This window comes from Rhizobacter sp. P2_G4 (genome assembly GCF_056403575.1).
Map to the genome: position 1 here is coordinate 436036 of NZ_JBFUFG010000004.1, position 24969 is coordinate 461004.

Sequence of the window (24969 nt, forward strand, 5' to 3'; positions counted from 1 at the left end):
CGTTGCCGGGCTGGCGATACCATGCCCAGAGTCTCTTCGGCAGCGCTCATCGACTTTTGAAAGCTTTGCCATATGCACGCTCAACCTCGCACCCCCGACCGCTGGCAGTTCTGGATCGACCGCGGCGGCACCTTCACCGACGTGGTCGGCAAGCGGCCTGACGGCAGCCTCGTCACCCACAAGCTGCTGAGCGAGAACCCCGAGCAGTATCGCGACGCAGCGGTCGCCGGCATCCGCCATCTACTGGGCCTGAAGGCCGGCGAGCCCATCACACCGGCGCAGGTGGAGTGCGTGAAGATGGGCACCACCGTCGCGACCAACGCCTTGCTCGAACGCAAGGGCGAGCCGACGCTGCTGGTCACCACGCGAGGTTTTCGCGACGCGTTGCGCATCGCCTACCAGGAGCGCCCGCGCATCTTCGACCGCCACATCGTGCTGCCCGAGTTGCTCTACGGCCGCGTGATCGAGGCGCATGAACGCGTGGGCGCGCAGGGCGACATCGTCGAAGCGCTCGACCAAGTGCATCTGCGTGGCGAATTGAAGGCCGCATTCGACACTGGTCTGCGCAGCGTGGCCATCGTCTTCATGCACGGCTACCGCTACACCGCCCACGAGCAGGCGGCCAAGAAGCTGGCGCAGGAGATTGGCTTCCCGCAGATCAGCGTGTCGCACGAGGTGAGCCCGCTGATGAAGCTGGTGGGCCGCGGCGACACCACGGTGGTCGACGCCTACCTCTCGCCCATCCTGCGCCGCTATGTGGAGCAGGTGGCGGGTGACATGCCGGGCGTGAAGTTGTTCTTCATGCAGTCGTCGGGTGGGCTCACCGATGCGCATGCCTTCCAGGGCAAGGACGCCATCCTCTCCGGCCCGGCAGGCGGCATCGTCGGCATGGTGCGCACCGCGCAGCTTGCGAAGGCTGACCTCGGCGGAGAGAAGGTGATCGGCTTCGACATGGGCGGCACGTCGACCGACGTGAGCCACTTCGCCGGCGAGTTCGAGCGTGCGTTCGAGACGCAGGTGGCCGGCGTGCGCATGCGCGCGCCGATGATGAGCATCCACACCGTGGCGGCAGGCGGTGGCTCCATCCTCAGCTTCGACGGCGCGCGTTTCCGCGCCGGCCCCGAGAGCGCCGGCGCCAACCCCGGCCCGGCCTGCTATCGGCGCGGTGGCCGGCTGGCGGTGACCGATGCGAACGTGATGCTCGGCAAGATCCAGCCTGCGTACTTCCCGAAGGTCTTCGGTCCGAACGCGAACGAGTCGCTGGACCGAGAGGTGGTGACGCAGAAGTTCAACGCGATGGCGGCCGACATCGAACGCGCGACCGGCGTGAAGCGCTCACCCGAAGAGGTGGCCGAAGGCTTTATCGACATCGCGGTCGGCGCGATGGCCAATGCGATCAAGAAGATCTCGGTGGCACGTGGCTATGACGTGACGCGGTATGCCTTGCAGTGCTTCGGCGGGGCGGGCGGCCAGCACGCCTGCCGCGTGGCCGATGCGCTGGGTATGACCCGCGTGTTCGCACATCCATTGGCCGGCGTGCTGTCGGCCTACGGCATGGGCCTGGCCGACCAAAGCGTGATGCGCGAGCGCTCGATCGAGCTGCCGCTGGACACGGCGCTGCCCGAGGTGCGCGAGCGGCTCGAGGCGCTGGCGACGGAGACTGCCGACGAGCTGCGCCGCCAGGGCGTCAGCAGCGCAGCGGTGACCGTGCACCGGCGTGTGCACCTGCGCTATGAGGGCACGGACTCCGCGCTGGTCGTTCCGTTCGGCAATGCGGCCGAGATCCAGTCCGCATTCGAGACGGCTTATCGGCAGCGCTTCGCCTTCTTGATGAGCGAGCGGCGGCTGGTCGTCGAAGCCGTGTCCGTGGAAGCCGTCGGCGCTGGTGATGCGCCGGCAGAAGCCGTGCGCAGCGAGCTGACCCAGGGTGCCGCCGCCGTGGCCGACACCGTCAAGCTCTTCAGCGGCGGCCGCTGGTGGGATGCCGCGCTCGTCGTGCGTGAACAGGCGCACCCGGGCCACACCATCGACGGCCCGGCCATCATTGCCGAGAAGAACGCCACCACCGTCGTCGAGCCGGGCTGGCGCGCGCGCGTTACGGCCCTCGACCACCTGGTGCTCGAACGTGTGCAGCCACGCGAATCGCGCAAGGCCATCGGCACGACCGTCGACCCGGTGATGCTGGAGGTGTTCAACAACCTGTTCATGAACATCGCCGAGCAGATGGGCCTGCAGCTGCAGAACACGGCCTACTCGGTGAACATCAAGGAGCGGCTCGACTTCTCATGCGCGCTCTTCGACGCCGAAGGCAACCTGATCGCCAACGCGCCGCACATGCCGGTGCACCTGGGCTCGATGAGCGAGTCGATCAAGACGGTGATCAACGGCAACGCCGGCCGCATGCAGCCCGGCGACGTGTATGCGTTGAACGACCCGTACCACGGAGGCACGCACCTGCCCGACGTGACCGTTGTCACGCCGGTGTTCGCCGACGACGGCAAGCAGATCCTTTTCTATGTGGGTTCGCGTGGCCACCATGCCGACATCGGCGGCACCACGCCGGGCTCCATGCCACCGTTCTCGACCCGTATCGAGGAAGAGGGCGTGCAGATCGACAACGTGAAGCTGGTCGAGGCCGGGCAGCTGCGTGAACAGGAGATGGTGGCGTTGCTGAAGAGCGGTGAGTACCCCTCGCGCAACCCGCAGCAGAACATCGCCGACCTCAAGGCGCAGATTGCGGCCAACGAAAAGGGTGTGCAGGAGCTGCGCAAGATGGTCACGCAGTTCGGGCTGGACGTCGTGCGCGCCTACATGGGCCACGTGCAAGACAACGCCGAAGAATCGGTGCGCCGTGTGATCACGAAGCTGAAGGACGGCGAGTTCACGCTGCCGCTGGACAACGGCGCGCGCATCAAGGTGGCGATCAAGGTCGATGCGAAGGCCCGCAGTGCGGTGATCGACTTCACCGGCACCTCGGAGCAGCTGGTCAACAACTTCAACGCGCCGCGCGCGGTGTGCATGGCGGCGGTGCTGTATGTCTTCCGCACACTGGTGAACGACGACATTCCGCTCAACGCGGGCTGCTTGAAGCCGCTGCAGGTGATCATCCCCGAAGGATCGATGTTGAACCCGCGGCCGCCCGCCTCGGTGGTGGCCGGCAACGTGGAGACCTCGACCTGCATCACCAACACGCTGTACGGCGCGCTGGGTGTGATGGCCGCGGGCCAGTGCACGATGAACAACTTCACCTTCGGCAACGCGCGTTACCAGTACTACGAGACCATCTCGGGCGGCTCGGGGGCCGGCCCCGATTTCGACGGCACGAGCGTCGTGCAGACGCACATGACCAACTCGCGGCTCACCGACCCCGAGGTGCTGGAGTTCCGATTCCCCGTGCGGCTTGAAAGTTATGCAATCCGCGCCGGCTCGGGCGGCACCGGCCTGCGCCGCGGCGGCGACGGCGGCATCCGCCGGGTTCGCTTCCTGGAGCCGATGACCGCGTCCATCCTCTCCAACGGCCGGCACACCGGTGCCTTCGGCATGGCCGGTGGCGAGCCGGGGGCGGTGGGCGTCAACCGCGTGGAGCGTGCCGATGGCCGCACCGAGCAGCTCGACCACATCGGCTCGGTCGAGATGCAGCCGGGCGACGTGTTCGTGATCGAGACACCCGGCGGGGGCGGCTACGGCGGTGACTGAATCGCTGCCGGCCGCCTGGTACGGGCCGCTTTTCACGCTCGTCTTCGCGCTCAAGCTCGCGCTGGTGTGCGGCGTGGTGTATGTGGCGAGCTTCGCAGCGAGGCGCTTCGGCCACGGCGTGGCGGGAACCTTGTCGGGGCTGCCGATGATTGCCGGGCCGATCATGGGGTTCGTGTTGTCGCAATCCCCGGCTGACCAGGCGCATGCCATCGCGCTGGCCACGCTCACGGCCTACCCGGCGATGGTGGCGCACATGGTGGTGTTCGCGAGGGCTTCTCTGGGCCGGTCGTGGTGGGTTGCCTGGGCCGCAGCCAACGCCGCCTTTCTGCTGGCGGGCGCTGGACTGTTGTGGTTGGCTCTCCCGTTCCCGGCGAATGCCGTCCTTGCTGCCTTCACGCCCTGGGTCGGCCTGCACCTGATGCCGTCGCCGCGACAGGCGCCCGCCGCGCTGCACATCCCTGCGGTGGAGATGGTTCTGCGCGTCGCCGCTGCCGGTGGGTTGGCGACGGTGCTGATCCTCGGTGCGGCGCCGCTGCCTGCGGCGGTGAGCGGCCTGTTGTTGTCGCTGCCCATCACGGGGAACGTGTTGCCTTGCTTCACACAGGCTCGCCATGGACCCGACGCCACGGTCGAACTCTTGCGAGGTTTTTTGCGCGGCATGGCCGGCTTCCTGGCGCTCTTCATCGTTCTGGCGTGGGGCCTGCCCGCGTTGGGCGCCGTGATGTCCTACGTGCTGGGCTGGGCGGCCGCGCTCGTGACGGCCTACCTGGTCCACGCCCTAACGGCGCGACGGCGGCACTTCAGTGATGCCACGGCAAGCCGATAACCCCGGTCATGATCTCCGCTCCCATTCCGTCCGACGAGGCCGAGCGCCTTGCGGCGCTGCGCGCGCTGTTGATCCTCGACACGCCGCCCGAAGAGCGTTTCGACCGCATCGTGCAGTTCGCGGCCTCGGAGTTCGACATGCCGATGGCGCTCATCAGCCTCGTGGATGGCGATCGCCAGTGGTTCAAGGCGCGGGTGGGCCTGGATGCGTGCGAAACGTCGCGCGAGGTGTCGTTTTGCGCTCATGCGGTGTCCAGCCGCCGGATGCTGCTGGTGGAAGACGCACTGAAGGACCCGCGGTTCTTCGACAACCCGCTGGTGCTCGCCGATCCGCACATCCGTTTCTACGCCGGCTCGCCGCTGGTGCTTCGCTCCGGCGCGATCGTCGGTACGCTGTGTGTGCTCGACACGCGCGAGCGCACGCTCGACGCAGTGGACCGCAGCATCCTCGACTCTCTGCGTGCGCTCGCGGTGGCCGAACTGGAGCCTGGCCCATGAACCGCCGGCTGCTGCTGCTGGAACCGCATTTCGTGATGCGGCGGACCGTGGTCACCGTGGCTCGAGAACTCCGTCTCTGCGAGTTGCACGAAGCCACCAGCCACGAAGCTGCGCTGCGCATGCTCAAGACGGACATCTACGACGGCATGCTGGCCGACATCGGCGACGACATGCTGGGCCTCGCCCTGGTGCAGCAGGTGAGAGAGGGTTCCACGCTGTGCGACAGCACGCTGCCCATTGCGGTGATGGCCGGCCGGTTGGACGCGCCGACCATTGCGATGTTCAAGCAGCTCGACGTGCGCCGCATGATGATCAAGCCTTTCAAGGTGAAGACGGCCATCGAGGTGCTGTCGAGCATCTCCGGCGTGCCGCTGCCGAACTGATTCCGCGCTTGTCGGCCAGGGAGGGGGGCGCCGGCGATTCCGATCCATTGAAGGGCTGCGCGGCGGTCGGCGTCGGCCGTGGCGCGTAGTCAACAAAGTCACGATCTGTGCCTTGTCGGCATGGGGCTTGCGTTTCAGCGGGGTATTAGCATCGGGTTCCGAATGCACCCAGCCGCCCCCTCCTCATGACCCTTCGTGCCTGGCTGGCAGCCTGGTTGCTGTGCTGGCTGCCCTGTGCGGCCGTGCTGGCCTCGCCGACGGACTTGCTGGGCCGCTGGAGCATCGTGGCTGCCGATGGATCGGCGCGCGCTGTCGACCGCGTCTCTGCCACGGGCGGGCGCTTTCGCCACGAAAGTGAACTGCAGCTGACGGGCGCCGGCGTGCACGTCATCGATTTCAAGAACTCCAGCGTCATCGCCCGCTTCGAGCACCGTGTGTACGACACCAGCGGCGTGCTGGTGGCCACGGCAGCCGGCGGCATCGACAGCGACGAGTTCAACCCGTTCTTCCTGCGCCATGGGCGTGAACTGAACCTGCCGCCCGGCCGCTACCGGGTGGTGAGCGAACTCGAGTCGCCGTTCTTCCTGGCGCAGCCCGAGCCCTATGTCGACAGCCTGGGCGACTACCGGCGGTCGATCCGCACGGGCAATGCGCTGCTGCTGGTCTGCCTCGGCATCTTCATCGGGCTGGGCCTGTACTACATGAGCCTGGGGTTCATCCGACGCCAACGCGTGCACACGATGTACGCCTTGTTCATCCTCGGCAACCTGCTCTACAACTCGACGGCGCTGCTGGCGGTGCACGACCTGATCGCGACCGGCTGGTTCTACCTGATCAGCGTGCCCATCCTGCTGTCGAACATGGCCTATGTGGTGTTCGTGATCGATCTGCTGGGCATCCGTGCGGACACCGCCCCTCGCTTGCACAAAGTGAGCCGCGCGGTGCTGGTGCTGCTGGCCTCGTTCGTCGCCATCGCCGCGCTGCGCCCGCACTGGTCGCTCGAACTCGACCGCATCGGCGTGGGCATCTTCCTGCTGTTCGGCATGACAGCTGGTGTGATCCAAGCACGGCGCAGCACGCTTGCTCGGCTCTACCTCGCGGCCAACATCGGCTTCTTCATCTCGGGGATCAGCGCGATCTCGCTGATCGACCTGAAAGGCGTGTACTCGATCTACATCGAACACATCGGACTGGCGTCGGTGACCATCGAGGTGCTGCTACTCGCACTGGTGCTGTCGTACCAGTTCGGCATGCTGCAGAAGGAGAAGGAGAGTGCGCTCCTGCGCGCAGAGAACAACCTTCGCCTGGCCAGCACCGATGCCCTGACCGGCCTGCCCAACCGCTATGCGCTGGAGCTCGCGCTGGCTGCGCTGCCACTCGAAGGCGGCCTGACCTTCATCGATCTCGACGGACTCAAGCGCTACAACGACACCTTCGGCCATGCCGGTGGCGACCAGTTGCTGCGCGACTTCGGCACCGGCTTGGCCGAGCGCCTCGGCAGCCGGGCCACGCTGCACCGCCTGGGCGGCGACGAGTTCGCTGCCACCGTCCACGACGGTGCCGTCGAATGGGTCGAGCAGCAGCTGGCCGACACCGTGGCCGCGTTGCGCCGGGCAGGTTATGAGTCGAGCGGTGCGAGCTGCGGCTCGGTGCGGGCATTCGAGTGCACGCACCGCGACGAGCTGGAGCCGCTGGCCGATGCCCGCATGTACGAGAACAAGCGGCGCCGAAGCGTGCGCGACCAGACCGTGCCGCTCGATTCCAGCCCGGTCTGACAACACAAAAACCAAGACCCACAGGAGAAGAACGAATGAAAAGCATCCACCCCTGGCGTCTGATCTGGCCGGTGCTGGCCACCCTGGTCGTGCCTCTCGTGGCCGCCTGGTTCGTCTACCCCGGCACGCACTTGCCGCCGAAGTTCGGTGTGTTCCCGCCCGAGTTCGTGGTGCAGCAACCGCCTTTCTGGCTGCCGTACTTTTTGCTGATGCTGGCGGTGGTGATCCTGATCGTGGTGTTCCTGCTGTTCCCAGGGCTGTTCGGTTTCAAACCGGGGCCTGCAGCCGGGCCCATGCCTGCGCCGGTGCGCTTGCCGCTCTGGTTCTGGCTGGGCACGGTGCTGACGGTGTTCTTCTTCTGGCTGATGTTTGCGCGCTTCACGGTGTTCGGCCAGCTGGTGTACTACGCGTTCTCGCCACTGTGGTGGGGCTTCATCCTGATGCTCGATGGGCTGGTGTACCGCCGCACCGGCGGGCGGTCTCTGCTGGCCACGCGGCCGCACACACTGTGGCTGAGCGCAGGGGTGTCGGTCGTGGGCTGGTACTACTTCGAATACGCCAACTACTTCGTGCTCGGCAACTGGTACTACCCGAACGGCCACATGCCCGAGCTGAGCCACGCAACCATCGTGGTCCTGTTCCTGGTGGCGTACACGACGGTGTGGCCAGCCATCTTCGAGTGGTGCACCTTGCTGGCGAGCTTCCCGAAGCTGGCGGCGCGCTACGCAAACGGCCCGAAGCTGGCGCTGCCCGGCGGCTTGCTCGTGGCAGGCGGGCTGCTGCTGATCGGCGCGATGGTCTTCTTTCCGTTGCCGCTGTTCTGGGTGGTGTGGATCGGGCCGATGGCGGTCATCGTCGGCCAGATGATCCGCCTCAACGTCTGGACGCCTTTCAGCGCGATGGCGCAGGGCAACTGGTCGCCGGCCGTGCTCGTGGCCCTGGCCTCGCTGTTCAACGGCTTCCTGTGGGAGTTCTGGAACTACGGCAGCGCGCAGCCTGCCGGGCTGCCGCCCACCAACCCGAACTACTGGATCTACGACATCCCGTACGTCAACGTGATCCACATCTACGCCGAGATGCCGCTGCTGGGCTACTTCGGCTACCTGCCGTTCGGCATCCTGGTGTGGGTGGTGTTCCTGTGGGCCGGGCAGCTGTTCGGCTTCAATGCCAGCCTCGACTTGACGCCTGTCGAAGGCCGGCAGCGTGCCGGCGAATCTGCAACGACTCCGTGACCCGCGGCAGCGGGTGATGCCGATGTTGCATGCTGTTTCCGCGTGGGGACGGCTGCGTTTTGAGATGATGGTGGGGCCGCTGTAAGAAGCCCTAACGGGCCCCGACAGAGGCGGGTCGTCTCACTCGTTTGCGACACCTTCCACCCCACTCAAGGAGATAGTTCATGAACCAACGTCTGATCGCTTCGTCCGCACTGGCTTCCGTGCTCGCCCTCGGCCTGATCGGCCAAGCCGCCGCTGAAGAGAAGGCGAAGGAAAAGTGCTTCGGCGTCGCCAAGGCCGGCCAGAACGATTGCGCCAACCTCTCAGGCTCGCACTCGTGCGCCGGGCAATCCAAGGCCGACAAGGGCGCTGACGAGTGGAAGTACGTCGCCAAGGGCACCTGCAAGGACATGGGCGGCACCGATGCCGAGACAGCCAAGAAGGCGATGAAGAAGTAAGTCGCATCGAGCAAGTCGCTCGGTCGCTCTGCACGTGAACGCGGTGGCCGCTTCCAGCATGCCGGTAGGCGTTGGCCTGCGCCAACCCCACTACGCCGAGCTGCTGGAGCGGCGCCCGGACCTCGGCTTCGTGGAGGTGCATTCCGAGAATTTCTTTGCCGATGGCGGCGCAGCGCTGGCCGTGCTGCACGAGGCCCGGTCGGCCTACCCGGTGAGCCTGCATGGCGTGGGCCTGTCGCTCGGGTCGGCGGTCGGGCTGGACCCGTGGCACCTCGAGCGGCTGGCCCGGCTGGTGGACCGCATCGACCCGGTGCGGGTGTCCGACCACGCGAGTTTTGCGCGCGCACCGCAGCGCCCGGGCGGGCCCGTGCTGCATGGCAATGACCTGCTGCCGCTGGCCTTCACAGAGGCGTCCCTGGCCATCATGGTGGCCAACGTGTCGCAGGTGCAAGACCGCCTGAAGCGGCCGCTGCTGGTGGAAAACCTTTCCGCCTACCTCGCGTTCGCCGACCGTGATTTCAGCGAACCCGAGTTCTTCAATGAACTGGCGCGCCGCAGCGGCTGCGGCTTGCTGCTCGACGTCAACAACCTGGTGGTGAATGCGCTCAACGACGGTGAGCGCGACGTGGTGCGCGCGGCCTGCGATTGGGTCAATGCGATCGACACGCACACCGTCGGCGAGATCCACCTGGCCGGCTACAAGGACATGGGCGACATCGTCATCGACGACCACGGCAGCCGGGTGCACGAGCCGGTGTGGCAGGTCTATCGCCATGCGGCGCAGCGTCTCGGCCAGGTGCCCACGCTGGTGGAGTGGGACACCGATGTGCCTGCGCTCGACGTCTTGCTCGGCGAGGCGAACACCGCCGCCGCCTTGATGCGCGAGACGGCATGAACGACGCCGAACTTCAGCGTGAACGTGAGCGTCAACAGGCGCTGATGAGCTCGTTGCTGACGCGCGATGGGGGCGGGTTGCAAGGCTGGCTCAGCCATGCCGATACGCGCAGACAGCGTGGCATGCAGGCCTATCAGGCCAACGCCGGAGCGTCGGCCGAGCGGGCGCTGGCTGCGTCTTTCCCCACTGTGCAGGCGCTGGTCGGCGAAGAGTCGTTTGCGGCGATGGCGCGCGCGTTCTGGCATGCCAATCCACCGCTGCGTGGCGACCTGGCGTGGTTCGGCGAGGCGCTGTCGGCCTTCATCGCCGACAGCGAGCAGCTCGCTGATGTGCCCTATCTGAGGGACGTGGCACGGCTCGATTGGCTGCTGGCCCTGGCCGAGCGCGCGGTCGATGGGAAGGCCGACCCGGCCACGCTGAATCTGCTGGCTGAAGTCGACCCGTCTGCGCTTTGCATCGAGCTGATGCCTGGGCTGGCGGTGCTCGAGAGTGCCTACCCCATCGTGAGCTTGTGGTTGGCGCACCAGCCGGGCGACGAGGCCGCAACGCACCGCGAGAAGGCCCGCCGCGCATTGGTTGCCGGCGAAGGCGAACGGGCGTTGGTGGCGCGCGCCGGATGGCGCGGAACGGTGCTGGCTGTCGACCCTGCCAGCGCGCGTTGGACCCACAGTCTGCTGCGCGGCGACACGCTTTCACAAGCAATGGCCGAGGCCGGCGAAGGTTTCGAGTTCGAGCACTGGCTGGTGCAGGCCTTGCAACGCGGCTGGCTGACGCGAGTGAAGCCGCTGGTTTGATTTATCGCGCGCCGGCTGCAAGGTATCGCGCTGCCGGGCGACCAAGATATGAGCGCTGCGCACTGCGGCTGGCTCGCAAGACCGACCCGAACGAAAGCCTCCGATGAACACTGCCGTCCTCACCCCGTTGCTGTCCTTGTGGAACCGCTTCGTTGCCGCACTCGAGGCGCTGCAGCCGCTGGCGCAACTGGGCGCGCGCTTCTATGTGGCGCAGGCGTTCTTTCTGTCGGGCCTGACCAAGATCCACGACTGGGACACCACGCTCGCGCTCTTCAACGACGAGTACAAGGTACCGCTGCTGTCGCCCACGCTGGCCGCCTTCGCCGGGACCACCGGGGAGCTGGTGCTGCCGGTGCTGTTGTTGCTCGGTCTGGCCGGGCGCTTTGCGGCGCTGGGCTTGTCGGTGATGAACGTGGTGGCCGTCATCAGCCTCGCTGAGATCGCGCCGGCCGCCTTGCAGCAGCACCAGCTGTGGGGCAGCCTGTTGATCGGCCTCGCGCTGTGGGGACCGGGCAAGTGGTCACTCGACCGGGTGCTGGAGCCGCGCTTGATGCGTCCTTGAGGGTTCGCGGCCTGCTCGAGTCAACGCGATGCGCCTGCATCGCGTTTGAGAGGCCAAGAATCCGCTTGCAGCTTGGTCGAAAACCTCTTTGCCGACCGGGCCGTGACGAAGGTGCAAACTGATTTCATCGGAAGCGGGGATGTCGTCACCGGCGTCCCTGCGCTTTGAAGGTCAGGCATCGACAGAGAAGAGGTCACCATGCGTATCCGAGTTCACGTCGCCGTCGCAGCCCTGGCGGCGCTCGTGTGGCTCCCGGCCCATGCGGAGTCGCTCAGCTGCAGCCGCGGCACGGCGACGGAAGGCGACTCGCGCGTGTCGGTCACCTACAAATGCGGCGAACCTCTGCTCAGGGACAGTTTCTGCGCGCCGGTGTTCTACGGCGACAACCCGCGTCCCGTGCCCGAGCCGTTTGCCAGTGCCTACTTGCCCTGCCAGAAGGTGGACGAGTGGCTGTACGACCGCGGGCCCGGCAACCTGATGGTCACGGTGCGGTTCCGAGCCGGCGTCGTTCAGGCGATCGAGTACGGGCGCACGCCGCACTGAGCGACATCAGAGGTCGCGTGGGCGGAACGCGATCACCATTGTGGGCGGGATCGTTCCGTCGGTGTCGCGCGGGAGGATCTCCGTCTTCTCGATGGCTCGCAGTACCGCGTCATCCCAGGCCTTGACGCCGCTGCTCTTGGTGAGCTTGCTCGAGAGAATGGTGCCGTCGGGTGCCACACGCACTTCCACTTCAGCCATCGGGTTGCCGTCGATGCTGTCGGTGAACAGGATGTTGGGCTTGATGCGCGCCTTGATGCGCCCTGCATAGGCGGCCGACGGGCCCGCGGAGCGTGCGGCGGTGCTGTTCTGGCTGCCGCCATCGACGCCCATCATCTCCTGGATGCGGGCCAGATTCCTTTTGCGCTGCTCGTCGAGTTGCTTCTCTTTGTCGGCCTCGGCCTTGGCGAGTTTCGCCTTCTCTTCCTGTGCCTTCTTCTTCTCGAGCTTGTCCTTCTCTTCCTGCTCGCGCTTGGCCTCCGCGACCTTCTTCGCCTTCTCCTGCTTCTCTTTTTCGATGGCGATCTGCGGGTCGGGTGCCTGCACCTTGGGCTCTGGCTTCGGTTCAGGCTTGGGCTCGGGTTTCGGTTCGGGCTTCGGCTCTGGTTTTGGTTCGGGCTTGGGCGTTGGCTTGGGTTCGGGCGCCACGTCCCGTTGGGCGGCCACCTGCGGCACGGCGGCCCACAGCTCGGCTTCCACACCTTCGGGCTCGCTCACTCGCCAGCTCACGCCGAACGCGATGGCGATGATCAGGCCGATGTGCACCAGCGTCGCAAGCGCGAAGCCGCGGCCGGTGCCGTCCGAAGTCTTCGGCATCAGGTCCTCGCGCTGGAACGTGGAATTTCGCATCGCTCAGCCGTTGTTCTTCACCGACAGGCCCACGCGTTGCACGCCGGCCTTCTGCAGCAGGTCCATCACGCGCACCACGGCTTCGTACTTCACCGCCTTGTCGGCCGAGATGACGACGGGGGCCTGCGCATCGCCGCCCTGCGCCGCGCTCACGCGGTCAGCCAGGGTCTTGAGCGTCATCGTCGAGACGTCCTTGTTGTCCACGCGCAAGCGAAGCGCTTCGTCCTTGCCAACCACCACCTCGATGACCTTGCTCGGCTGCTGCTTGCTCTTGCCCACGCTCGGCAGATCGACGACACCCGTCGTGATGAGCGGCGCGCTCACCATGAAGATGATCAGCAGCACCAGCATCACGTCGATGAAGGGCACCATGTTGATCTCGTTGATGGTGCGGCGGCGGGACCCACCGCGCATCGGGGTGACGGCGGGCATGTCAGGTCTCCTGCCGGGCCGCCCCAAAGGAGGCCTGCGCCTCCTTGGGGGGCAGCGAACGAAGGTGAGCGTGAGGGGTTGTCATCTCAGCGGCCTCCAGGGACAGGGCCGGTGCCGGCGCCCACGGGCGGCAGAGGCTGGCTGGCGTTGCGCTGCAGGATGTTAGAGAACTCTTCGATGAAGGTCTCCATCTGCATCGCGATGCGGTCGATGTCGCGCGCGAAGCGGTTGTAGGCGATCACCGCAGGGATGGCAGCGAACAGGCCGATGGCCGTGGCCACCAATGCCTCGGCGATGCCGGGCGCCACCGTCGCAAGCGACACCTGCGTCAGGTTAGCCAGGCCGACGAAGGCATGCATGATCCCCCACACCGTGCCGAACAGGCCCACGTAGGGCGACACCGAGCCGACGGAGGCGAGGAAGGAGAGGTTGGACTCCACCACGTCGAGTTCGCGCTGGAAGCTCGCGCGCATCGCGCGGCGCGAGCCATCGAGCAGCACGCCGCCGTCGACCACGCGGCGCTCGCGCATCTTCAGGAACTCGCGCATGCCCGAGGCGAAGATGCGTTCCATCGGTGCACCCTCGACGCGGCGGCCGGCGTCGTTGTACAGGTCGTTGAGGTTCTTGCCGGCCCAGAACTCGCGCTCGAACTCTTCGTTCACCGAGCGCACACGCTTCAGGCCGAAAAGCTTGCCGAAAATCACCGTCCAGCTTGCCAGTGAGACCAGCAGCAGGCCGACCATGACGAGCTGGACCACGAAGCTCGCATTCAACACCATGCCGACGATGGAAAGATCTTGGTTCATTCAGCGGTTCCCGGTTTCTTGGTGGTCATGGGGTGAGAGGGGCCGATTGCAGCACTTGTTCCGCCAGTGCCTGCAACAAGTGTTCGGGGATGCGGCGCGGCCTGAAGCTCGTGGCGTCCACGCAGCCGATGCGGATCTCGCCTTCGGCCAGCCGCTCGTTGCCGCGCCAGGCCACCTGAGCAATGTTCATGCTGGCCTGGCCCGCATGTTCGACTTGCACGGTGATGGTCAGCAGATCATCGAGCCGGGCCGGGCGCAGGTAGCGCACGCTGGTCTGCGAGACGATGAAGATGGCGCCGGTCTGCGTACGCAAGGCCTCTTGCTCATAGCCGAGCGAACGCAGCCACTCGGTGCGTGCGCGCTCGAAGAACTTGAGGTAGTTGGCGTAGAACACCACGCCGCCGGCGTCGGTGTCTTCCCAGTAGATGCGCAGGTCGTGCGCGTGATGATGGGGGCTGGTTGCTGTCATTTACGCAGGGTAAGCGGCAAGGTGCCGCAACCTGCGATTATGGCTGCGCGCGCTTGTAGACCGGCCCCCACAGCGGGTGGCCCTGTTCCGACTTGCTCAGCGTGAAGTTCGGGTCGTCTTTCTTGGCGGCGCGGAACTCGGCTTCGCACTCGACGACGCGGTTGCTGGTGCAGTAGATGAAGGCCAGCGTCTTGTGGGCGGCACCGCGGTCGCGCGGCGAGACCAGCCCGCTTTGCAGCGAGAGGTTCAGCTGCTTCTCGGCCTCGGCGTACTGCGCGTCTTCATAGGCGCGGATGCCGCTTTGCAGGGCCCGCTCGGCGGGGCGTGAGGTCACATCGAGCAGGCCCACGGGGGGCGCCGGAGGCGGCGTGACGCAGCCTGTCAGCAGCACGGCCAGCACGGGAACGAGCGCGAGAGCCTGATGAGTTCTCATGATCCGAAGCGGTATTTGAGTGAGACCGGCTGGCCCGGGACAACGGTGACGCTCGATGTGTATGGCTGGAATTCGTCGTTGCGGATCGTGATCGTGTGGCGGCCTTCGCTGAGCGTCAGCTCGTTCAGCGGTGGCGCTGTGCCCATCGGCTTGCCGTCGACCTCGACCTGGCCCCATGGGCTGATGGCTAGGTGCAGCACCCCGGTGGCGGCCGGGCCAGCCGCAGCGAGGCGCGTTTCACGCTCGCGGGCCTCGCGGGCGCGTCGTTCCTTGGGGGTTTCCTTGAGCAAGACCGGTGGTGGCTTGGCCACGGGGGCCTGAGCGACACGGGGTGTCTCGGCGACGACTGCAGGTGGCGGTGCGACGACCGGCGCGGCCGCCACGGGAGGCGGCGTGACAACGGCGGGAGCAGATGCCGTGGCGACGAGGGCGGGCGCACTGGCCGCAGCCGAAGCCGAGGCATCGACGGGTGCGGGCGCAGGCGCGGCAACCACCGCCACGGGAGGCGGCAATGCTGCTGCTGAGGCCACAGGCGGCGGAGCAATCGCAACCGGCGCAGCCTCTGGAGCCACTTCTGTGGAACCCGAGTGAGACGACAAAGCCCACCAAGCCACGCCAGCCACGAGCAGAGCAGCCACGGCACCACCGATCCACAGCGGCTTCTTGGTCGGCGCAGGCGCCTCATCGGCGGGGTCAGCGGTCTCCTGGGCGTGCTCTTCGAGCCAATGGCGCAGCTCGCGCGACAGGGCGCGGGCCGAACGGTAGCGGTCGTCGGGGTTCTTCTCCATCGCGCGTGCGGCGATGTCGGAGAGGGCCTTGGGCACGGTCGCGTCGACCTCGTGCGCTGGTGGCGGCACGAACTCCACCACGGCGTCGGTGATTTCCTTCAGCGAGGCGCCGCGGAAAGGGCGCGTGCCGGTCAGCAGCTCATAGAGCACCACGCCGAGCGAGAACACGTCGCAGCGGCGGTCGACCGGCTGCTGGCGCACCTGCTCGGGTGACATGTAGTACGGCGAGCCGCCAGCGATGTCGCCATCGGTGTGCTCGTGGTGATGGGCGACGCGTGCAATGCCGAAGTCGAGCACGCGCGGCTGCGTGCGACCCACCATGAAGATGTTGGCCGGCTTGATGTCGCGGTGAACCACGCCCTTGGAATGCGCGTAGGCCAGCGCATCACCGACCCGGCGCACGACCAGCGCGGCCTGCGTGGGCGTGGGCTTCCATCCTTCGAGGCGCAGCTGGCGCAGGTCGCGGCCTTTCAGCAGCTCCATCGCGATGTAGGCGCCTTGCTCACTTACGCCGGCGTCGAACACCGTGACGATGTGCGGGTGGCTGAGGCCGCCCGCAGCCCGCGCTTCGTTCAGGAACAAGGCGTTGAAGGACTCGCGCTCTTCAGCGGCGATCTCGAGGTTCAGGGTCTTGATGGCGATCAGGCGCGACAGCAGCGGGTCGTGCGCGGCGTACACGCGGCCGAGGCCGCCTTCGCCGATCTGGTACTTGAGTGCATAGCGGCCGATGTGGCCGATGGTCGGCAACTGGTCGGCGGCCTTGTTGGGCGGGTTCGCGTTGAACGCGGCCGCAGGCTGTGCCGGCAGGCCGCCCATGTCGGTATCGCTCCAGGGCGCGGAATCGGCGGAGGGAGCGCTGCCGTTCGGGCCGGATGGAGACGGTTCAGAGGCTAAGCCGGACATGGAAGAACTTGGATTCGTCATTCAACGGGGCAGTAAGCAACCACCATCGTATGAGCTTAGAGCAAGCGGGGTGCGCAAAGGCACCAAAAAGCACCGCGTTCGCGCATTAGTAACACCCCGTCACGAAACTGGCTGTGAGGTTTTGCACTACACGACCAATGCAGTTTGCAGTCTTGAGACGGCTTCTCGCAAGCTGTCCATGCTGCTGGCATAGGAAAAACGCACGTAGCGCTCGCCCGCATGCGGGCCGAAATCGCGACCCGGGGTGATGGCCACGTGCGCACGTCGCATCATGTCGAAGCTGAAATCCCAGCTGCTGTTCGAGTGGGCCGAGCAGTCGGCCCAGGCATAGAACGCGCCGTCCGGCATCACAGGCACGCGCAGGCCCAGGGCGTTCAGTGCAGGCACGAGAAAGTCGCGGCGCTTGCGGAATTCATCGCGGCGGCGCTCGTACTCGGCGATCGACGCAGGCTCGAAGCAGGCCAGCGCCGCATGCTGGGCCACCGACGAGGCGCAGATGTAGAGGTTTTGCGCGAGCTTCTCGACCGGCGCGACCAGTGCCTCGGGCAGCACCAGCCAGCCCAGCCGCCAGCCCGTCATGCTGAAGTACTTGGAGAAGCTGTTGATCGAGATGATGTCGTCGCCATGGGTGAGCGCACTGTGGCCGAAGGCATCGTCGAAGCTCAGGCCGAGGTAGATCTCGTCGACCATCGTGAAGCCGCCGCGGCTGCGCACGGCCTGGGCGATGCGAGCCATCTCGTCGCGGGCGATCGAGGTGCCGGTGGGGTTGGAGGGCGAAGCCAGCAGCACGCCTCGCGTGCGTTCGGTCCACGCGGCTTCGACGCCGGCGGCGTCAAGCTGGAATCGATGCTCGGGCGGTGATGGCAACAACACCGGCGTGCCATCAGCAGCCGCTACGAAATGGCGGTTGCAGGCGTAGCTCGGGTCGGGCATCAACACCTCGTCTCCGCGGTCGACGAGTGCGAGGCAGGCCAGCTGCAATGCGGCAGAAGCGCCGGCCGTGATGACGATGCGCCGCGCCGGTACATCGACACCAAAACGTTCGGCGTACCACCGGCTCAGCCGCTCGCGCAGTGCGGGCAGGCCGGTCGCCTGGGTGTACTGCGTGCGGCCCTGGTTCAGGCAGCGCAGCGCAGCCTCTTGCACTAGCGGCGGCGCTGTGAAGTCGGGCTCGCCGATGTTCAGGAAGATCATCGGCGTGCCGCCGCGTGCCGGATCGCACTCGGGGCTGGCCGCCAGCTCCGCCGCGGCCTTGGCGCACTCCATCACATAGAAGGGCTCGATGTGGTCGAGGCGGCCGGCGAGCTTCATCGGCGTATCAGCAGCTGATCAACGCCGAGAGGCGCGAAACGCCTCGACTTCCACCGGCCGCAGGTCCACCGCTGCCTTGTCCAGCACGCCGTTCACGTACTTGTGCCCGTCCGTGCCGCCGAAGCTCTTGGCGAGTTCGACCGCTTCATTGATCGCCACCTTGTAGGGGATGTCGATGCAGTGCTTGAGTTCGTAGACGCCGATCATCAGCACGCCGTGCTCGACCGGCGACAGGTCGCTGGTCTTGCGGTCGACATGGCGCGTGAGTGCGGCGTCGATGTCGGACGCTTCGGCGATGCAGCCGTGCAGCAGCGCATCAAAGTGCGCGCTGTCGCATTTGTCGAAGCCCTCTTGCTCGCGCACGTGAGCGTCGACCAGGCTGGCCTCGGCACCGGACACCAGCCACTCGTACAGGCCTTGCACGGCGAATTCGCGCGAGCGTCGGCGCGATGACTTGGGACGTGCCGTCTTGGCCGCGGGCCGTTTGGCCGGGGCGCTCTTCTTGGGTGCTTCAGCGGTCACGAAAGGTCTTCCAGCAGATTGGCCATCTCGACCGCCACGCGGGCTGCGTCGCGGCCTTTCTCTTCGGCACGGGCCCAGGCCTGTGTCTCGTTTTCAACGGTGAGGATGGCGTTGGCGACCGGAATCTCATGGTCCAGCGCCACGCGGTTGACGCCGGTGCCGCTTTCGTTCGCCACGAGTTCGAAGTGATAGGTCTCGCCACGAATGATGCAGCCGAGCGCGATGAGAGCGTCGAAGCGGTTGCTCTGCGCCATCGCGTTCAGTGCGATCGGCACCTCGAGCGCCCCAGGTACCGTCACGTGGCGGATGTGCTTGGCGGCTACGCCCAGCGTTTCGAGTTCGGCGATGCACGAGGAGGCGAGTTGCTGCGTGAGCTTCTCGTTGAATCGGGCTTGCACGATGCCGATTCGCAAATCGGTGCCGTCCAGATCGGCGGCCTGGCCCTTGTCTGCGTTTTGCATGTGTTTTTCTTTCAGTGTTCCGGAGCAACGAAGCCGGTGACTTCGAGGCCGTAGCCGGTCATGCTGGGCATGCGTCGTGGGCTGCCCAGCAGCTTCATCTTGGTCACACCCAGCTCACGCAGGATCTGCGCGCCGATGCCATAGGTACGCAGGTCGATCTGGCCACGCACGGGCTCGGTGTCGGCCGGCGTGCCGAGGCGGGCGAGCAGGGTGCCGGGATCGTCACCGCAGTTCAACAGCACGGCCACGCCACGGCCAGCGGCCTGCAAGGTTTGCAGTGCCTTGGGCAGGGGCCAGGAGTGACTGCAGGCGCCGGCGTCGAGCAGGTCGAGCACCGACAAGGGCTCATGAACGCGCACCAGCACTTCTTCGTCGGTGCGCACGGGGCCATGGCTCAGCGCCAGATGAACGCCTCCGGTGCGGTCGCGGTAAGCGGTGCAGTCGAACACGCCTTGAGCCGTCGTGAGCTTGCGTTGGCTCACGCGTTCGATCAGCGTTTCGTTGCGGCTGCGGTAGCCGATCAGGTCGGCAATGGTGCCGATCTTCAGGCCGTGTTCCTTGGCGAAGATCTGGAGATCGGGCAGACGGGCCATGGTGCCGTCGTCGTTCATGATCTCGCAGATCACCGAGGCGGGGCTCAGGCCGGCCATGCCGACGAGGTCGCAACCGGCTTCGGTGTGGCCGGCACGCATGAGCACGCCGCCGTCCTTGGCTTGCAGCGGAAAGACGTGGCCCGGTTGCACCAGGTCGTTGGCCTGCGCATCGCGCGCCACTGCGGCCTGGATGGTGCGGGCGCGATCGGCTGCCGAAATGCCGGTGGCAATGCCGGTGGCGGCCTCAATCGACACCGTGAATGCCGTGCCGTGCTGGCTACCGTTGCGCGTGGCCATCGGCGGCAGGTTGAGCCGCTCGCAACGCTCGCGCGTGAGCGTGAGGCAGATCAGGCCGCGGCCGAAACGCGCCATGAAATTGATGGCCTCGGGCGTCACGAGGTCGGCGGCGAGCACGAGATCGCCTTCGTTTTCGCGGTCTTCCTCGTCGACGAGGATGACCATGCGGCCGGCCGCGAGCTCAGCAATTAATTCGGGAACCGGGGAAATGGGCATCCATCAATTGTAGGTGCCCGGTCTGGCGCTGGCAGGGCTGGGTTCTTAGCCCGAGACGCCTGGCGTCAGCATGCGTTCCACATAGCGCGCGATGAGGTCGATCTCGAGGTTGACGGCCTGTCCGACCTTCAGCGTGCCCAGGGTCGTGTTCTCCAGCGTGTGAGGGATCAGGTTGATGCTGAATTCGCACGCATCTGCCAAATCGGTCACGCGGTTGACGGTGAGGCTGACGCCATTGACGGTGATCGAGCCCTTGTAGGCCAGGAACTTGGCCAGGGCCTTGGACGAGCGGATGCGCAGCTCCCATGACTCGCCGACCGTTGCAAAGAACTCCACGTGGCCGATGCCGTCGACGTGGCCGCTCACGATGTGCCCGCCGAGGCGGTCGTGTGCGCGCAGAGCTTTCTCGAGATTCACCGGGCCGGGTTCGCTCAAGCCGGCGGTCTTGTCCAGGCTTTCGGCGGAGATGTCGATGGTGAAGCGCTGGGTCGGTGTGTCGAAGCTGGTGACCGTCATGCAGGCCCCGTTGAGCGAGATGCTGTCGCCGAGCTGCACATCATCGAGATAGCCGGCCGGCGCCTGCAGCACGAGCTGCTTGCCGTGCGACGGGTTCGCTCCCAGGGACTTCGCTTCGACGATGCGGCCGAGGCCGGTGATGATGCCTGTGAACATGGTTGTGAAGGGTAGGGTGAATCAGAAGTGTTCGCGCCCGGGTGGGCGTGCGATGAGGCGCAGGTCATCGCCCAGGCGTTCGATGCTCACGAAGCGTAGCGCAAGCGCATCGTCCAGGCGTTCGATGGGGCCGAACGAGGCGAGGCCCTGCCCATCGCCGAGCAGCTTGGGTGCCTGATAGATCAGAAATTCATCCACAAGACCTTCGCGCACGAAGGAGCCGCTCAGCTTGTGGCCGGCTTCCACGTGAAGTTCGTTGACACCCCGCTGGGCCAGGTCGGCCAGCATGCTGGCCAGATCGACCTTGCCGTCCGCGCCGGGGGCGAGTGCAATCTCGGCGCCGCGCGCAACGAGCGCTTCCTTGCGTGGCTTGTCGGGGCTGGCGGCGTAGATCAGCACCGGGCCGGGCGGCTCCAGGATGCGCGCCGACGCCGGCGTGTCGAGCCGCGAGTCGACGATCACGCGCAGTGGTTGGCGGGGCGTTTCCACCAGGCGCACATCGAGGCGCGGGTTGTCTTCGAGCACCGTGCCCACGCCGGTGAGCACGGCGCTCGCGCGCTTGCGCCAAGCGTGGCCGTCCGCGCGGGCGAGGTCGCCGGTGATCCATTGGCTTACGCCGTTCAACAAAGCGGTGCGGCCATCGAGCGAGACGGCGGTCTTGAGCCGGACCCATGGGCGCTTGCGCAGCAAGCGTGAGAAGAAGCCGATGTTGATCTCGTGTGCTTCATCGGCCATGAGGCCGAGTTGCACATCGATGCCTGCGGCTTTCAGGCGCTTCAAGCCTTCGCCGGCGACCTGCGGAAACGGGTCTTGCATCGCCGACACCACGCGGCCGAGGCCTGCAGCGACGAGTGCGTCGCAGCAAGGCGGCGTGCGGCCATGGTGCGCACAGGGCTCGAGCGTGACGTAGGCCGTGGCACCGCGCACATCGTGCTTGCGCTCGGCGGCATCGCGCAAGGCCATCACTTCGGCGTGATGGCCACCGGCTTGCTGGGTGTGGCCGCGGCCCAGCACGTGGCCGTCGGGCGAGGTGATGACACACCCGACGCGTGGATTCGGCTCGGTCAGGGCGAAGCCCTGTGCAGCGAGTGCCAGGGCTTCACGCATGAAGGCCTGGTCGGCAGGGGAAAAGGTGGCGGTGTTCATCGGCGTGGCCTTGAAGCGGCCACGTCGTTCAAGGTTGGTGCTGAACGGTGGCCACGGAGGCGTCATTGTGCGGCGGAACGGCGCTCGAGCAGCTGGCTTGACCCCGCACGACAAGGTAGTTCTGTTGGCCGAGGTAGCCCAGTACCCGGGTGTAGCGATCCGGGTGCTCGTCGTTGTGATCGATGCGGCCGTTGCCATCGTGGTCGGCGCTGTAGCGGCAGACCATGAACGTGGTGGCGGTGTTGCCGATCGCCCAGCCTTCCGGGACGATGCGAAGCTGACCCGACCAACCGCCGTCCGATGACGCCTGTGGCACGAGGCAGGTGTACGCGATGGACGTCGCCGCGGTGTCGGTTTCGCAACGCGGCGCGGTGGTGGGGCTGGGCTCGAGCAGCAGGTTCACGGCAAGCGGCATCGGCTTGTCGTTGGCGAGCACTGGGTCCGGCGCGGTGGAGAGTGAGAAGCGGATGTAGCCGCTGAGCAGGCTGCCGGATACTGCCGTGCATTCGGTAAGCTCGGCGTTGGTGATCTCGCGCACGGCCAGCGATGCGCGGACATTGCACTGGCTGATCACCAGGCCGGTGGCGTTGTTGACGATCCAGGCGATGGTGCTGTGGCTTGAAGGCTTCACCACGCTGCGGCCTTCGCTCAGCACCTTGGCGCCGGCGGGCAGGTGGTGACGCGGTGTTAACACCTGGTCTTGCGGAGCGATGGCGAGCGCAGCCGAGTAGATCGGCGCCGTGCTCGACAGATTCGATTGCAGCTGAATGGCCTGCGTCGTGCCGCTGCGGTCGAGCCAGCTCACCACGACTTGATTGCGCTTGAGCGATGCATCTGACGCTGGCATCACCGTGCGCGTGAGCGTGTAGGTGGTGGGCGTGTCGCTCGAAGTTGCTTGATGCGCGCTGATGCCGTCAAAGGCCGCTGCATTGGCGAACTCGCGCACCTGCTCGATATCTCGTTGGGCCAGGCCCACGGCCTCTGTGCGCTGGCGAGCGATGTCGCCGTTCAGCCGCAGCCACGATTGCAAACGAGCGGCTCCCAGCACGCCCATCGACAGCACGAGGAAGCCGACGAGCGCTTCGACCAAGGTGATGCCGCGTTGGCGGCGACGTGAGGATGCGTTCATGACGGTTCTCAGAAGTCGCGCCAGCTGCCCGCCACGCGGGCGTAGCTGCCAGTGCGGTCATGCAGGGCCTTGAGGAGCGCGGCGTTGTGGTCGATCTGTGTGGCACCGGTGGCTTGCAGATTGCCTTCGACCAGCACGGCGCCGTTGACCGATGCGCCGGCGGTGTCGGTCCAGCTGGTTGACGTTGTGTAGACGACGCCGTGGATGATGGCGTTGGCATGGATGTCGACGGGGCCGTCGGCCACGAGAAGCACTGGGCGTTCGGGCGTGCCGAGCACGATCGGTGTGTCGAGCTTCAAGCCCCCATCGAGCCACATCAGCGAGGTGTAGGGAGTTTGCGCGAGTGACTGGTCGCAGGCGCTCTTGCAGTCCACGATGCGAACGGTCGGCTGGGCACGCCAGGTTGCCTTGTCCATGCGGAAGACGCTTGCGAACAGGCCTTGCACGCTGAGCTGCGCCAGCGCGGGATCGTCGTCGATCACCGATGCGGCTACAGGAGTGCCAGGGCTGCTGGTGAGCTGAAGTCGTGCGCTGTCAACGCTGCCGCCGCTGTGCACAGTGATGCCACCTGAGCGCGGGTCTGAGTGGCGAACAACGAGCGTAGGCGAGTTGAAGCTGGATGTGCCACGCACGGTCAGGGCTGCGGGGGGCGGGCTGTCCAAGCCCGGCAGACGCCCGACAAGTACCTGTACCTGTGCACGGGAGCCGTTCGAGCTGCCGCTGAGGCAGGCGGCAGTGCCGTCGCTGCACCCGATCGACGTGAGCTGCAGCAGGCCGGCTTGGCTTGCTGGTGCAAGCCTAATCGCGAAAGCCAGTGCACTGCTGCCCGCGCCGACCGGTTGCGGCGCGCCCGAAGCCGGGCAGCTGCAGGCCCAGTTGCCACCGTTCTCGACGCAGGCAGCCTCGAAGACGGCGGCGCCATGCTCCCGAAACGGCGATGCCGCAGCCTGTTTGCTGGGCAGGCAGTCGTCACCGATCGGGACATCGTGGTTGAGTTGCGCGATGGCCCACTCCAAGCCCGCTTCGGCGGCCTCGAAAGCCTGGGCTGCGCGGTACTGGTTCGCCGAGGTCTTGGCTTCGAAGATCATGCTGCGGTTGGCGAACGCCACGCTCAGCAAGATGGCGAAAACCATCATCAGCGCAATGCCCAGGGTGGCCGCGCCGCGCTGGGCGGTGAGTGAGTGCGATTTCATGCTGGGCACGCGCCGCTGAGTGCGTCGTTGCGAAGGCGGACCGTGGCCTGCACGGTGCGGCTGACCTCGGGGTTGGTCGCAGCCTTGGCCTCGATGTGTACCGCGAAGCTGCGCAGCTGCTGGCGGGGCGGGCAGGTGTTGCTGCTTCCCGCCGCACAAGGCCGGGCGCAGAAGCCGTCGAGCACGATGTCTTGTGCGTGGGGTGTGATGCTGAACGATGCAACGCGCAAGGTACCGCTGTCCGTCATGGCCTGCCAACTTCCGTTGCCGATGCGCATTTCGATCACGCTGTCTCGAAGGCGGTAGGCGAAGTCGTGGCTGTCTGTTTCGCTGCGTGCATACGAGAAGCTGGTTGCTTCGTCGGAGACGTTGAGTGCGGTGTAGGGATTGGCCTGGAGCGGACTGCCGGAGGCGTGCCACACGCCGTCGCCTGCGCGGTTCCAGTAGCCGGCGCGGCGAAGGTCATGTGCGACCAGGTCCGAAGCGGTGCGCAGGTCTTGCATCAGGCGCGCTTCGACGATGAGGCTGCGGTTCTCGCGCAAGTGGTGCGTGAGCGTGAGCAAGGCGGCGGCCACGATCACGAGACCGATGGCGATGCCCACCATCAGCTCGACGATCGACAAGCCACGCTGACGAGCGCGGGTGTTCATAGGTTCCAGCAACGCTTGTTGTCGGCGCCGGAGTTGGCCGCTTGTTCGCTCGTGCCCGATGCGTAGATCGTGTTGCCGCCCTCGACAACGAGGCGCAGGACTTTGCAGGCGCTGTCTTTGGCTTGCGTGCCTGCGCCGGTCGCCGTGGCGGTGAACCCGGTGGTCGAGATGTCGATGACGCTCAGCTGGTAGTAGCCCATCGACGTGGTGGCATTGATCTTCAGGTCGGCGATGCTTGCGTAGCTGCTGTGGTCAGAGCGCCAGCGCTCCTGGCTCATCTGCAGCTGGAGCAGAGCAGTGAGGCCATCGGTACGCCGTGCCTTGAAGAGCGGGCCGGCGAAGCTCGGGTAGGCGGTGGCCGCCAGGATGCCGGCGATGGCCGTCACCACCACCATCTCGATCAAGGTGAAGCCGCGTTGCGTGTTGCTGTTCATGGCA

The 24969-nt window shown here is 66.3% G+C and carries 27 protein-coding genes; 11 read left to right on the forward strand and 16 right to left on the reverse strand.

Features of this window, described 5'->3' with window-relative positions:
- Positions 1-72: 72 nt before the first annotated feature.
- The 11 genes from AC1DYS_RS17990 to AC1DYS_RS18040 all read left to right on the forward strand — a co-directional run bounded on the left by AC1DYS_RS17990 (position 73) and on the right by AC1DYS_RS18040 (position 11643).
- Positions 73-3696: a hydantoinase B/oxoprolinase family protein gene (locus AC1DYS_RS17990; RefSeq protein WP_477901566.1), complete on the forward strand. Its 3624-nt coding sequence runs from the start codon at positions 73-75 to the stop codon at positions 3694-3696.
- A complete protein-coding gene (locus tag AC1DYS_RS17995) occupies positions 3689-4522 on the forward strand; it encodes a hypothetical protein (RefSeq protein WP_477901568.1) in 834 nt (277 codons plus the stop codon). The genes AC1DYS_RS17990 and AC1DYS_RS17995 overlap by 8 nt, the downstream gene beginning before the upstream one ends.
- A gap of 8 nt (positions 4523-4530) precedes the next feature.
- Positions 4531-5019 carry a GAF domain-containing protein gene (locus AC1DYS_RS18000; RefSeq protein ID WP_477901570.1) on the forward strand — a complete coding sequence of 163 codons (489 nt, stop codon included), beginning with the start codon at positions 4531-4533 and terminating at the stop codon, positions 5017-5019.
- Entirely contained in the window at positions 5016-5402 is a 387-nt protein-coding gene (locus AC1DYS_RS18005) for a response regulator (protein ID WP_477901572.1), read from the forward strand. Before AC1DYS_RS18000 ends, AC1DYS_RS18005 begins: the two co-directional genes overlap by 4 nt.
- 185 nt (positions 5403-5587) lie before the next feature.
- The gene (locus AC1DYS_RS18010) at positions 5588-7177 is read left to right on the forward strand and encodes a sensor domain-containing diguanylate cyclase (protein ID WP_477901574.1); all 1590 of its coding nucleotides are present in this window, start codon (positions 5588-5590) and stop codon (positions 7175-7177) included.
- Positions 7178-7212: 35 nt separating this feature from the next.
- A complete protein-coding gene (locus AC1DYS_RS18015; protein WP_477901576.1) occupies positions 7213-8409 on the forward strand; it encodes a hypothetical protein in 1197 nt (398 codons plus the stop codon).
- Between the two features lie 164 nt (positions 8410-8573).
- Complete coding sequence (locus AC1DYS_RS18020; RefSeq protein WP_477901578.1) at positions 8574-8849, forward strand: BufA1 family periplasmic bufferin-type metallophore; 276 nt, start codon at positions 8574-8576, stop codon at positions 8847-8849.
- A gap of 43 nt (positions 8850-8892) precedes the next feature.
- The gene (gene bufB / locus AC1DYS_RS18025) at positions 8893-9744 is read left to right on the forward strand and encodes an MNIO family bufferin maturase (protein ID WP_477901580.1); all 852 of its coding nucleotides are present in this window, start codon (positions 8893-8895) and stop codon (positions 9742-9744) included.
- Complete coding sequence (locus tag AC1DYS_RS18030; protein WP_477901582.1) at positions 9741-10538, forward strand: HvfC/BufC family peptide modification chaperone; 798 nt, start codon at positions 9741-9743, stop codon at positions 10536-10538. The genes bufB and AC1DYS_RS18030 overlap by 4 nt, the downstream gene beginning before the upstream one ends.
- Positions 10539-10641: 103 nt before the next feature.
- Positions 10642-11100, forward strand: a complete 459-nt coding sequence (locus tag AC1DYS_RS18035; protein WP_047494359.1) for a DoxX family protein — start codon at positions 10642-10644, stop codon at positions 11098-11100.
- 198 nt (positions 11101-11298) lie between these two features.
- Complete coding sequence (locus AC1DYS_RS18040) at positions 11299-11643, forward strand: DUF2845 domain-containing protein (protein ID WP_477901585.1); 345 nt, start codon at positions 11299-11301, stop codon at positions 11641-11643.
- 6 nt (positions 11644-11649) lie between these two features.
- Here the strand turns inward: AC1DYS_RS18040 and tolA are convergent, their stop codons facing one another.
- The 16 genes from tolA to AC1DYS_RS18120 all read right to left on the reverse strand — a co-directional run bounded on the left by tolA (position 11650) and on the right by AC1DYS_RS18120 (position 24965).
- Positions 11650-12489, reverse strand: a complete 840-nt coding sequence (gene tolA, locus AC1DYS_RS18045) for a cell envelope integrity protein TolA (protein ID WP_477901587.1) — start codon at positions 12487-12489, stop codon at positions 11650-11652.
- Between the two features lie 3 nt (positions 12490-12492).
- Positions 12493-12921 carry a protein TolR gene (gene tolR / locus AC1DYS_RS18050; RefSeq protein ID WP_477901589.1) on the reverse strand — a complete coding sequence of 143 codons (429 nt, stop codon included), beginning with the start codon at positions 12919-12921 and terminating at the stop codon, positions 12493-12495.
- An 86-nt stretch (positions 12922-13007) separates the two neighbouring features.
- Complete coding sequence (tolQ, locus tag AC1DYS_RS18055) at positions 13008-13727, reverse strand: protein TolQ (RefSeq protein WP_047494367.1); 720 nt, start codon at positions 13725-13727, stop codon at positions 13008-13010.
- A gap of 25 nt (positions 13728-13752) precedes the next feature.
- Positions 13753-14196: a tol-pal system-associated acyl-CoA thioesterase gene (ybgC, locus tag AC1DYS_RS18060; RefSeq protein ID WP_477901591.1), complete on the reverse strand. Its 444-nt coding sequence runs from the start codon at positions 14194-14196 to the stop codon at positions 13753-13755.
- A 37-nt stretch (positions 14197-14233) separates the two neighbouring features.
- Positions 14234-14629, reverse strand: a complete 396-nt coding sequence (locus AC1DYS_RS18065; RefSeq protein WP_477901593.1) for a TssQ family T6SS-associated lipoprotein — start codon at positions 14627-14629, stop codon at positions 14234-14236.
- Positions 14626-16320 (reverse strand): serine/threonine-protein kinase, encoded by a 1695-nt coding sequence (locus tag AC1DYS_RS18070; protein WP_477901595.1) that lies wholly within the window; start codon positions 16318-16320, stop codon positions 14626-14628. The genes AC1DYS_RS18065 and AC1DYS_RS18070 overlap by 4 nt, the downstream gene beginning before the upstream one ends.
- Before the next feature lie 147 nt (positions 16321-16467).
- Positions 16468-17652: a pyridoxal phosphate-dependent aminotransferase gene (locus AC1DYS_RS18075; protein WP_477901597.1), complete on the reverse strand. Its 1185-nt coding sequence runs from the start codon at positions 17650-17652 to the stop codon at positions 16468-16470.
- An 18-nt stretch (positions 17653-17670) separates the two neighbouring features.
- Positions 17671-18252 (reverse strand): transcription antitermination factor NusB, encoded by a 582-nt coding sequence (gene nusB, locus AC1DYS_RS18080; RefSeq protein WP_477901924.1) that lies wholly within the window; start codon positions 18250-18252, stop codon positions 17671-17673.
- Positions 18171-18635 carry a 6,7-dimethyl-8-ribityllumazine synthase gene (gene ribH / locus AC1DYS_RS18085; protein ID WP_477901599.1) on the reverse strand — a complete coding sequence of 155 codons (465 nt, stop codon included), beginning with the start codon at positions 18633-18635 and terminating at the stop codon, positions 18171-18173. The genes nusB and ribH overlap by 82 nt, the downstream gene beginning before the upstream one ends.
- A gap of 11 nt (positions 18636-18646) precedes the next feature.
- The gene (ribBA, locus tag AC1DYS_RS18090) at positions 18647-19741 is read right to left on the reverse strand and encodes a bifunctional 3,4-dihydroxy-2-butanone-4-phosphate synthase/GTP cyclohydrolase II (protein ID WP_477901601.1); all 1095 of its coding nucleotides are present in this window, start codon (positions 19739-19741) and stop codon (positions 18647-18649) included.
- A gap of 45 nt (positions 19742-19786) precedes the next feature.
- Positions 19787-20413 (reverse strand): riboflavin synthase, encoded by a 627-nt coding sequence (locus AC1DYS_RS18095; protein WP_477901603.1) that lies wholly within the window; start codon positions 20411-20413, stop codon positions 19787-19789.
- A 21-nt stretch (positions 20414-20434) separates the two neighbouring features.
- On the reverse strand, positions 20435-21559 hold the full coding sequence (gene ribD, locus AC1DYS_RS18100) for a bifunctional diaminohydroxyphosphoribosylaminopyrimidine deaminase/5-amino-6-(5-phosphoribosylamino)uracil reductase RibD (protein ID WP_477901605.1): 1125 nt from the start codon (positions 21557-21559) through the stop codon (positions 20435-20437).
- Positions 21560-21587: 28 nt separating this feature from the next.
- Complete coding sequence (locus AC1DYS_RS18105; protein ID WP_477901607.1) at positions 21588-22688, reverse strand: type IV pilus modification PilV family protein; 1101 nt, start codon at positions 22686-22688, stop codon at positions 21588-21590.
- A gap of 8 nt (positions 22689-22696) precedes the next feature.
- Positions 22697-23881, reverse strand: a complete 1185-nt coding sequence (locus AC1DYS_RS18110; protein ID WP_477901609.1) for a PilX N-terminal domain-containing pilus assembly protein — start codon at positions 23879-23881, stop codon at positions 22697-22699.
- Entirely contained in the window at positions 23878-24531 is a 654-nt protein-coding gene (locus AC1DYS_RS18115) for a PilW family protein (RefSeq protein ID WP_477901611.1), read from the reverse strand. Before AC1DYS_RS18115 ends, AC1DYS_RS18110 begins: the two co-directional genes overlap by 4 nt.
- Positions 24528-24965: a type IV pilin protein gene (locus tag AC1DYS_RS18120; protein ID WP_477901613.1), complete on the reverse strand. Its 438-nt coding sequence runs from the start codon at positions 24963-24965 to the stop codon at positions 24528-24530. The genes AC1DYS_RS18115 and AC1DYS_RS18120 overlap by 4 nt, the downstream gene beginning before the upstream one ends.
- Between the last annotated feature and the right edge of the window lie 4 nt (positions 24966-24969).

What these genes read in the sequence shown, in the direction of transcription:
- tolA (WP_477901587.1), bottom strand. Translation starts at nt 12,489, where the DNA reads ATGCGAAATTCCACGTTCCAGCGCGAGGACCTGATGCCGAAGACTTCG.
- AC1DYS_RS18070 (WP_477901595.1), bottom strand. Translation starts at nt 16,320, where the DNA reads ATGTCCGGCTTAGCCTCTGAACCGTCTCCATCCGGCCCGAACGGCAGC.
- AC1DYS_RS18095 (WP_477901603.1), bottom strand. Translation starts at nt 20,413, where the DNA reads ATGTTCACAGGCATCATCACCGGCCTCGGCCGCATCGTCGAAGCGAAG.
- tolR (WP_477901589.1), bottom strand. Translation starts at nt 12,921, where the DNA reads ATGCCCGCCGTCACCCCGATGCGCGGTGGGTCCCGCCGCCGCACCATC.
- AC1DYS_RS18015 (WP_477901576.1), top strand. Translation starts at nt 7,213, where the DNA reads ATGAAAAGCATCCACCCCTGGCGTCTGATCTGGCCGGTGCTGGCCACC.
- AC1DYS_RS18010 (WP_477901574.1), top strand. Translation starts at nt 5,588, where the DNA reads ATGACCCTTCGTGCCTGGCTGGCAGCCTGGTTGCTGTGCTGGCTGCCC.
- ybgC (WP_477901591.1), bottom strand. Translation starts at nt 14,196, where the DNA reads ATGACAGCAACCAGCCCCCATCATCACGCGCACGACCTGCGCATCTAC.
- ribD (WP_477901605.1), bottom strand. Translation starts at nt 21,559, where the DNA reads ATGAACACCGCCACCTTTTCCCCTGCCGACCAGGCCTTCATGCGTGAA.
- AC1DYS_RS18000 (WP_477901570.1), top strand. Translation starts at nt 4,531, where the DNA reads ATGATCTCCGCTCCCATTCCGTCCGACGAGGCCGAGCGCCTTGCGGCG.
- AC1DYS_RS18105 (WP_477901607.1), bottom strand. Translation starts at nt 22,688, where the DNA reads ATGAACGCATCCTCACGTCGCCGCCAACGCGGCATCACCTTGGTCGAA.
- AC1DYS_RS18075 (WP_477901597.1), bottom strand. Translation starts at nt 17,652, where the DNA reads ATGAAGCTCGCCGGCCGCCTCGACCACATCGAGCCCTTCTATGTGATG.
- tolQ (WP_047494367.1), bottom strand. Translation starts at nt 13,727, where the DNA reads ATGAACCAAGATCTTTCCATCGTCGGCATGGTGTTGAATGCGAGCTTC.
- AC1DYS_RS18115 (WP_477901611.1), bottom strand. Translation starts at nt 24,531, where the DNA reads ATGAACACCCGCGCTCGTCAGCGTGGCTTGTCGATCGTCGAGCTGATG.
- ribH (WP_477901599.1), bottom strand. Translation starts at nt 18,635, where the DNA reads ATGCAAAACGCAGACAAGGGCCAGGCCGCCGATCTGGACGGCACCGAT.
- AC1DYS_RS18020 (WP_477901578.1), top strand. Translation starts at nt 8,574, where the DNA reads ATGAACCAACGTCTGATCGCTTCGTCCGCACTGGCTTCCGTGCTCGCC.
- AC1DYS_RS18040 (WP_477901585.1), top strand. Translation starts at nt 11,299, where the DNA reads ATGCGTATCCGAGTTCACGTCGCCGTCGCAGCCCTGGCGGCGCTCGTG.
- AC1DYS_RS18065 (WP_477901593.1), bottom strand. Translation starts at nt 14,629, where the DNA reads ATGAGAACTCATCAGGCTCTCGCGCTCGTTCCCGTGCTGGCCGTGCTG.
- AC1DYS_RS18110 (WP_477901609.1), bottom strand. Translation starts at nt 23,881, where the DNA reads ATGAAATCGCACTCACTCACCGCCCAGCGCGGCGCGGCCACCCTGGGC.
- AC1DYS_RS18030 (WP_477901582.1), top strand. Translation starts at nt 9,741, where the DNA reads ATGAACGACGCCGAACTTCAGCGTGAACGTGAGCGTCAACAGGCGCTG.
- AC1DYS_RS18120 (WP_477901613.1), bottom strand. Translation starts at nt 24,965, where the DNA reads ATGAACAGCAACACGCAACGCGGCTTCACCTTGATCGAGATGGTGGTG.
- AC1DYS_RS17990 (WP_477901566.1), top strand. Translation starts at nt 73, where the DNA reads ATGCACGCTCAACCTCGCACCCCCGACCGCTGGCAGTTCTGGATCGAC.
- AC1DYS_RS18035 (WP_047494359.1), top strand. Translation starts at nt 10,642, where the DNA reads ATGAACACTGCCGTCCTCACCCCGTTGCTGTCCTTGTGGAACCGCTTC.
- AC1DYS_RS18005 (WP_477901572.1), top strand. Translation starts at nt 5,016, where the DNA reads ATGAACCGCCGGCTGCTGCTGCTGGAACCGCATTTCGTGATGCGGCGG.
- ribBA (WP_477901601.1), bottom strand. Translation starts at nt 19,741, where the DNA reads ATGCCCATTTCCCCGGTTCCCGAATTAATTGCTGAGCTCGCGGCCGGC.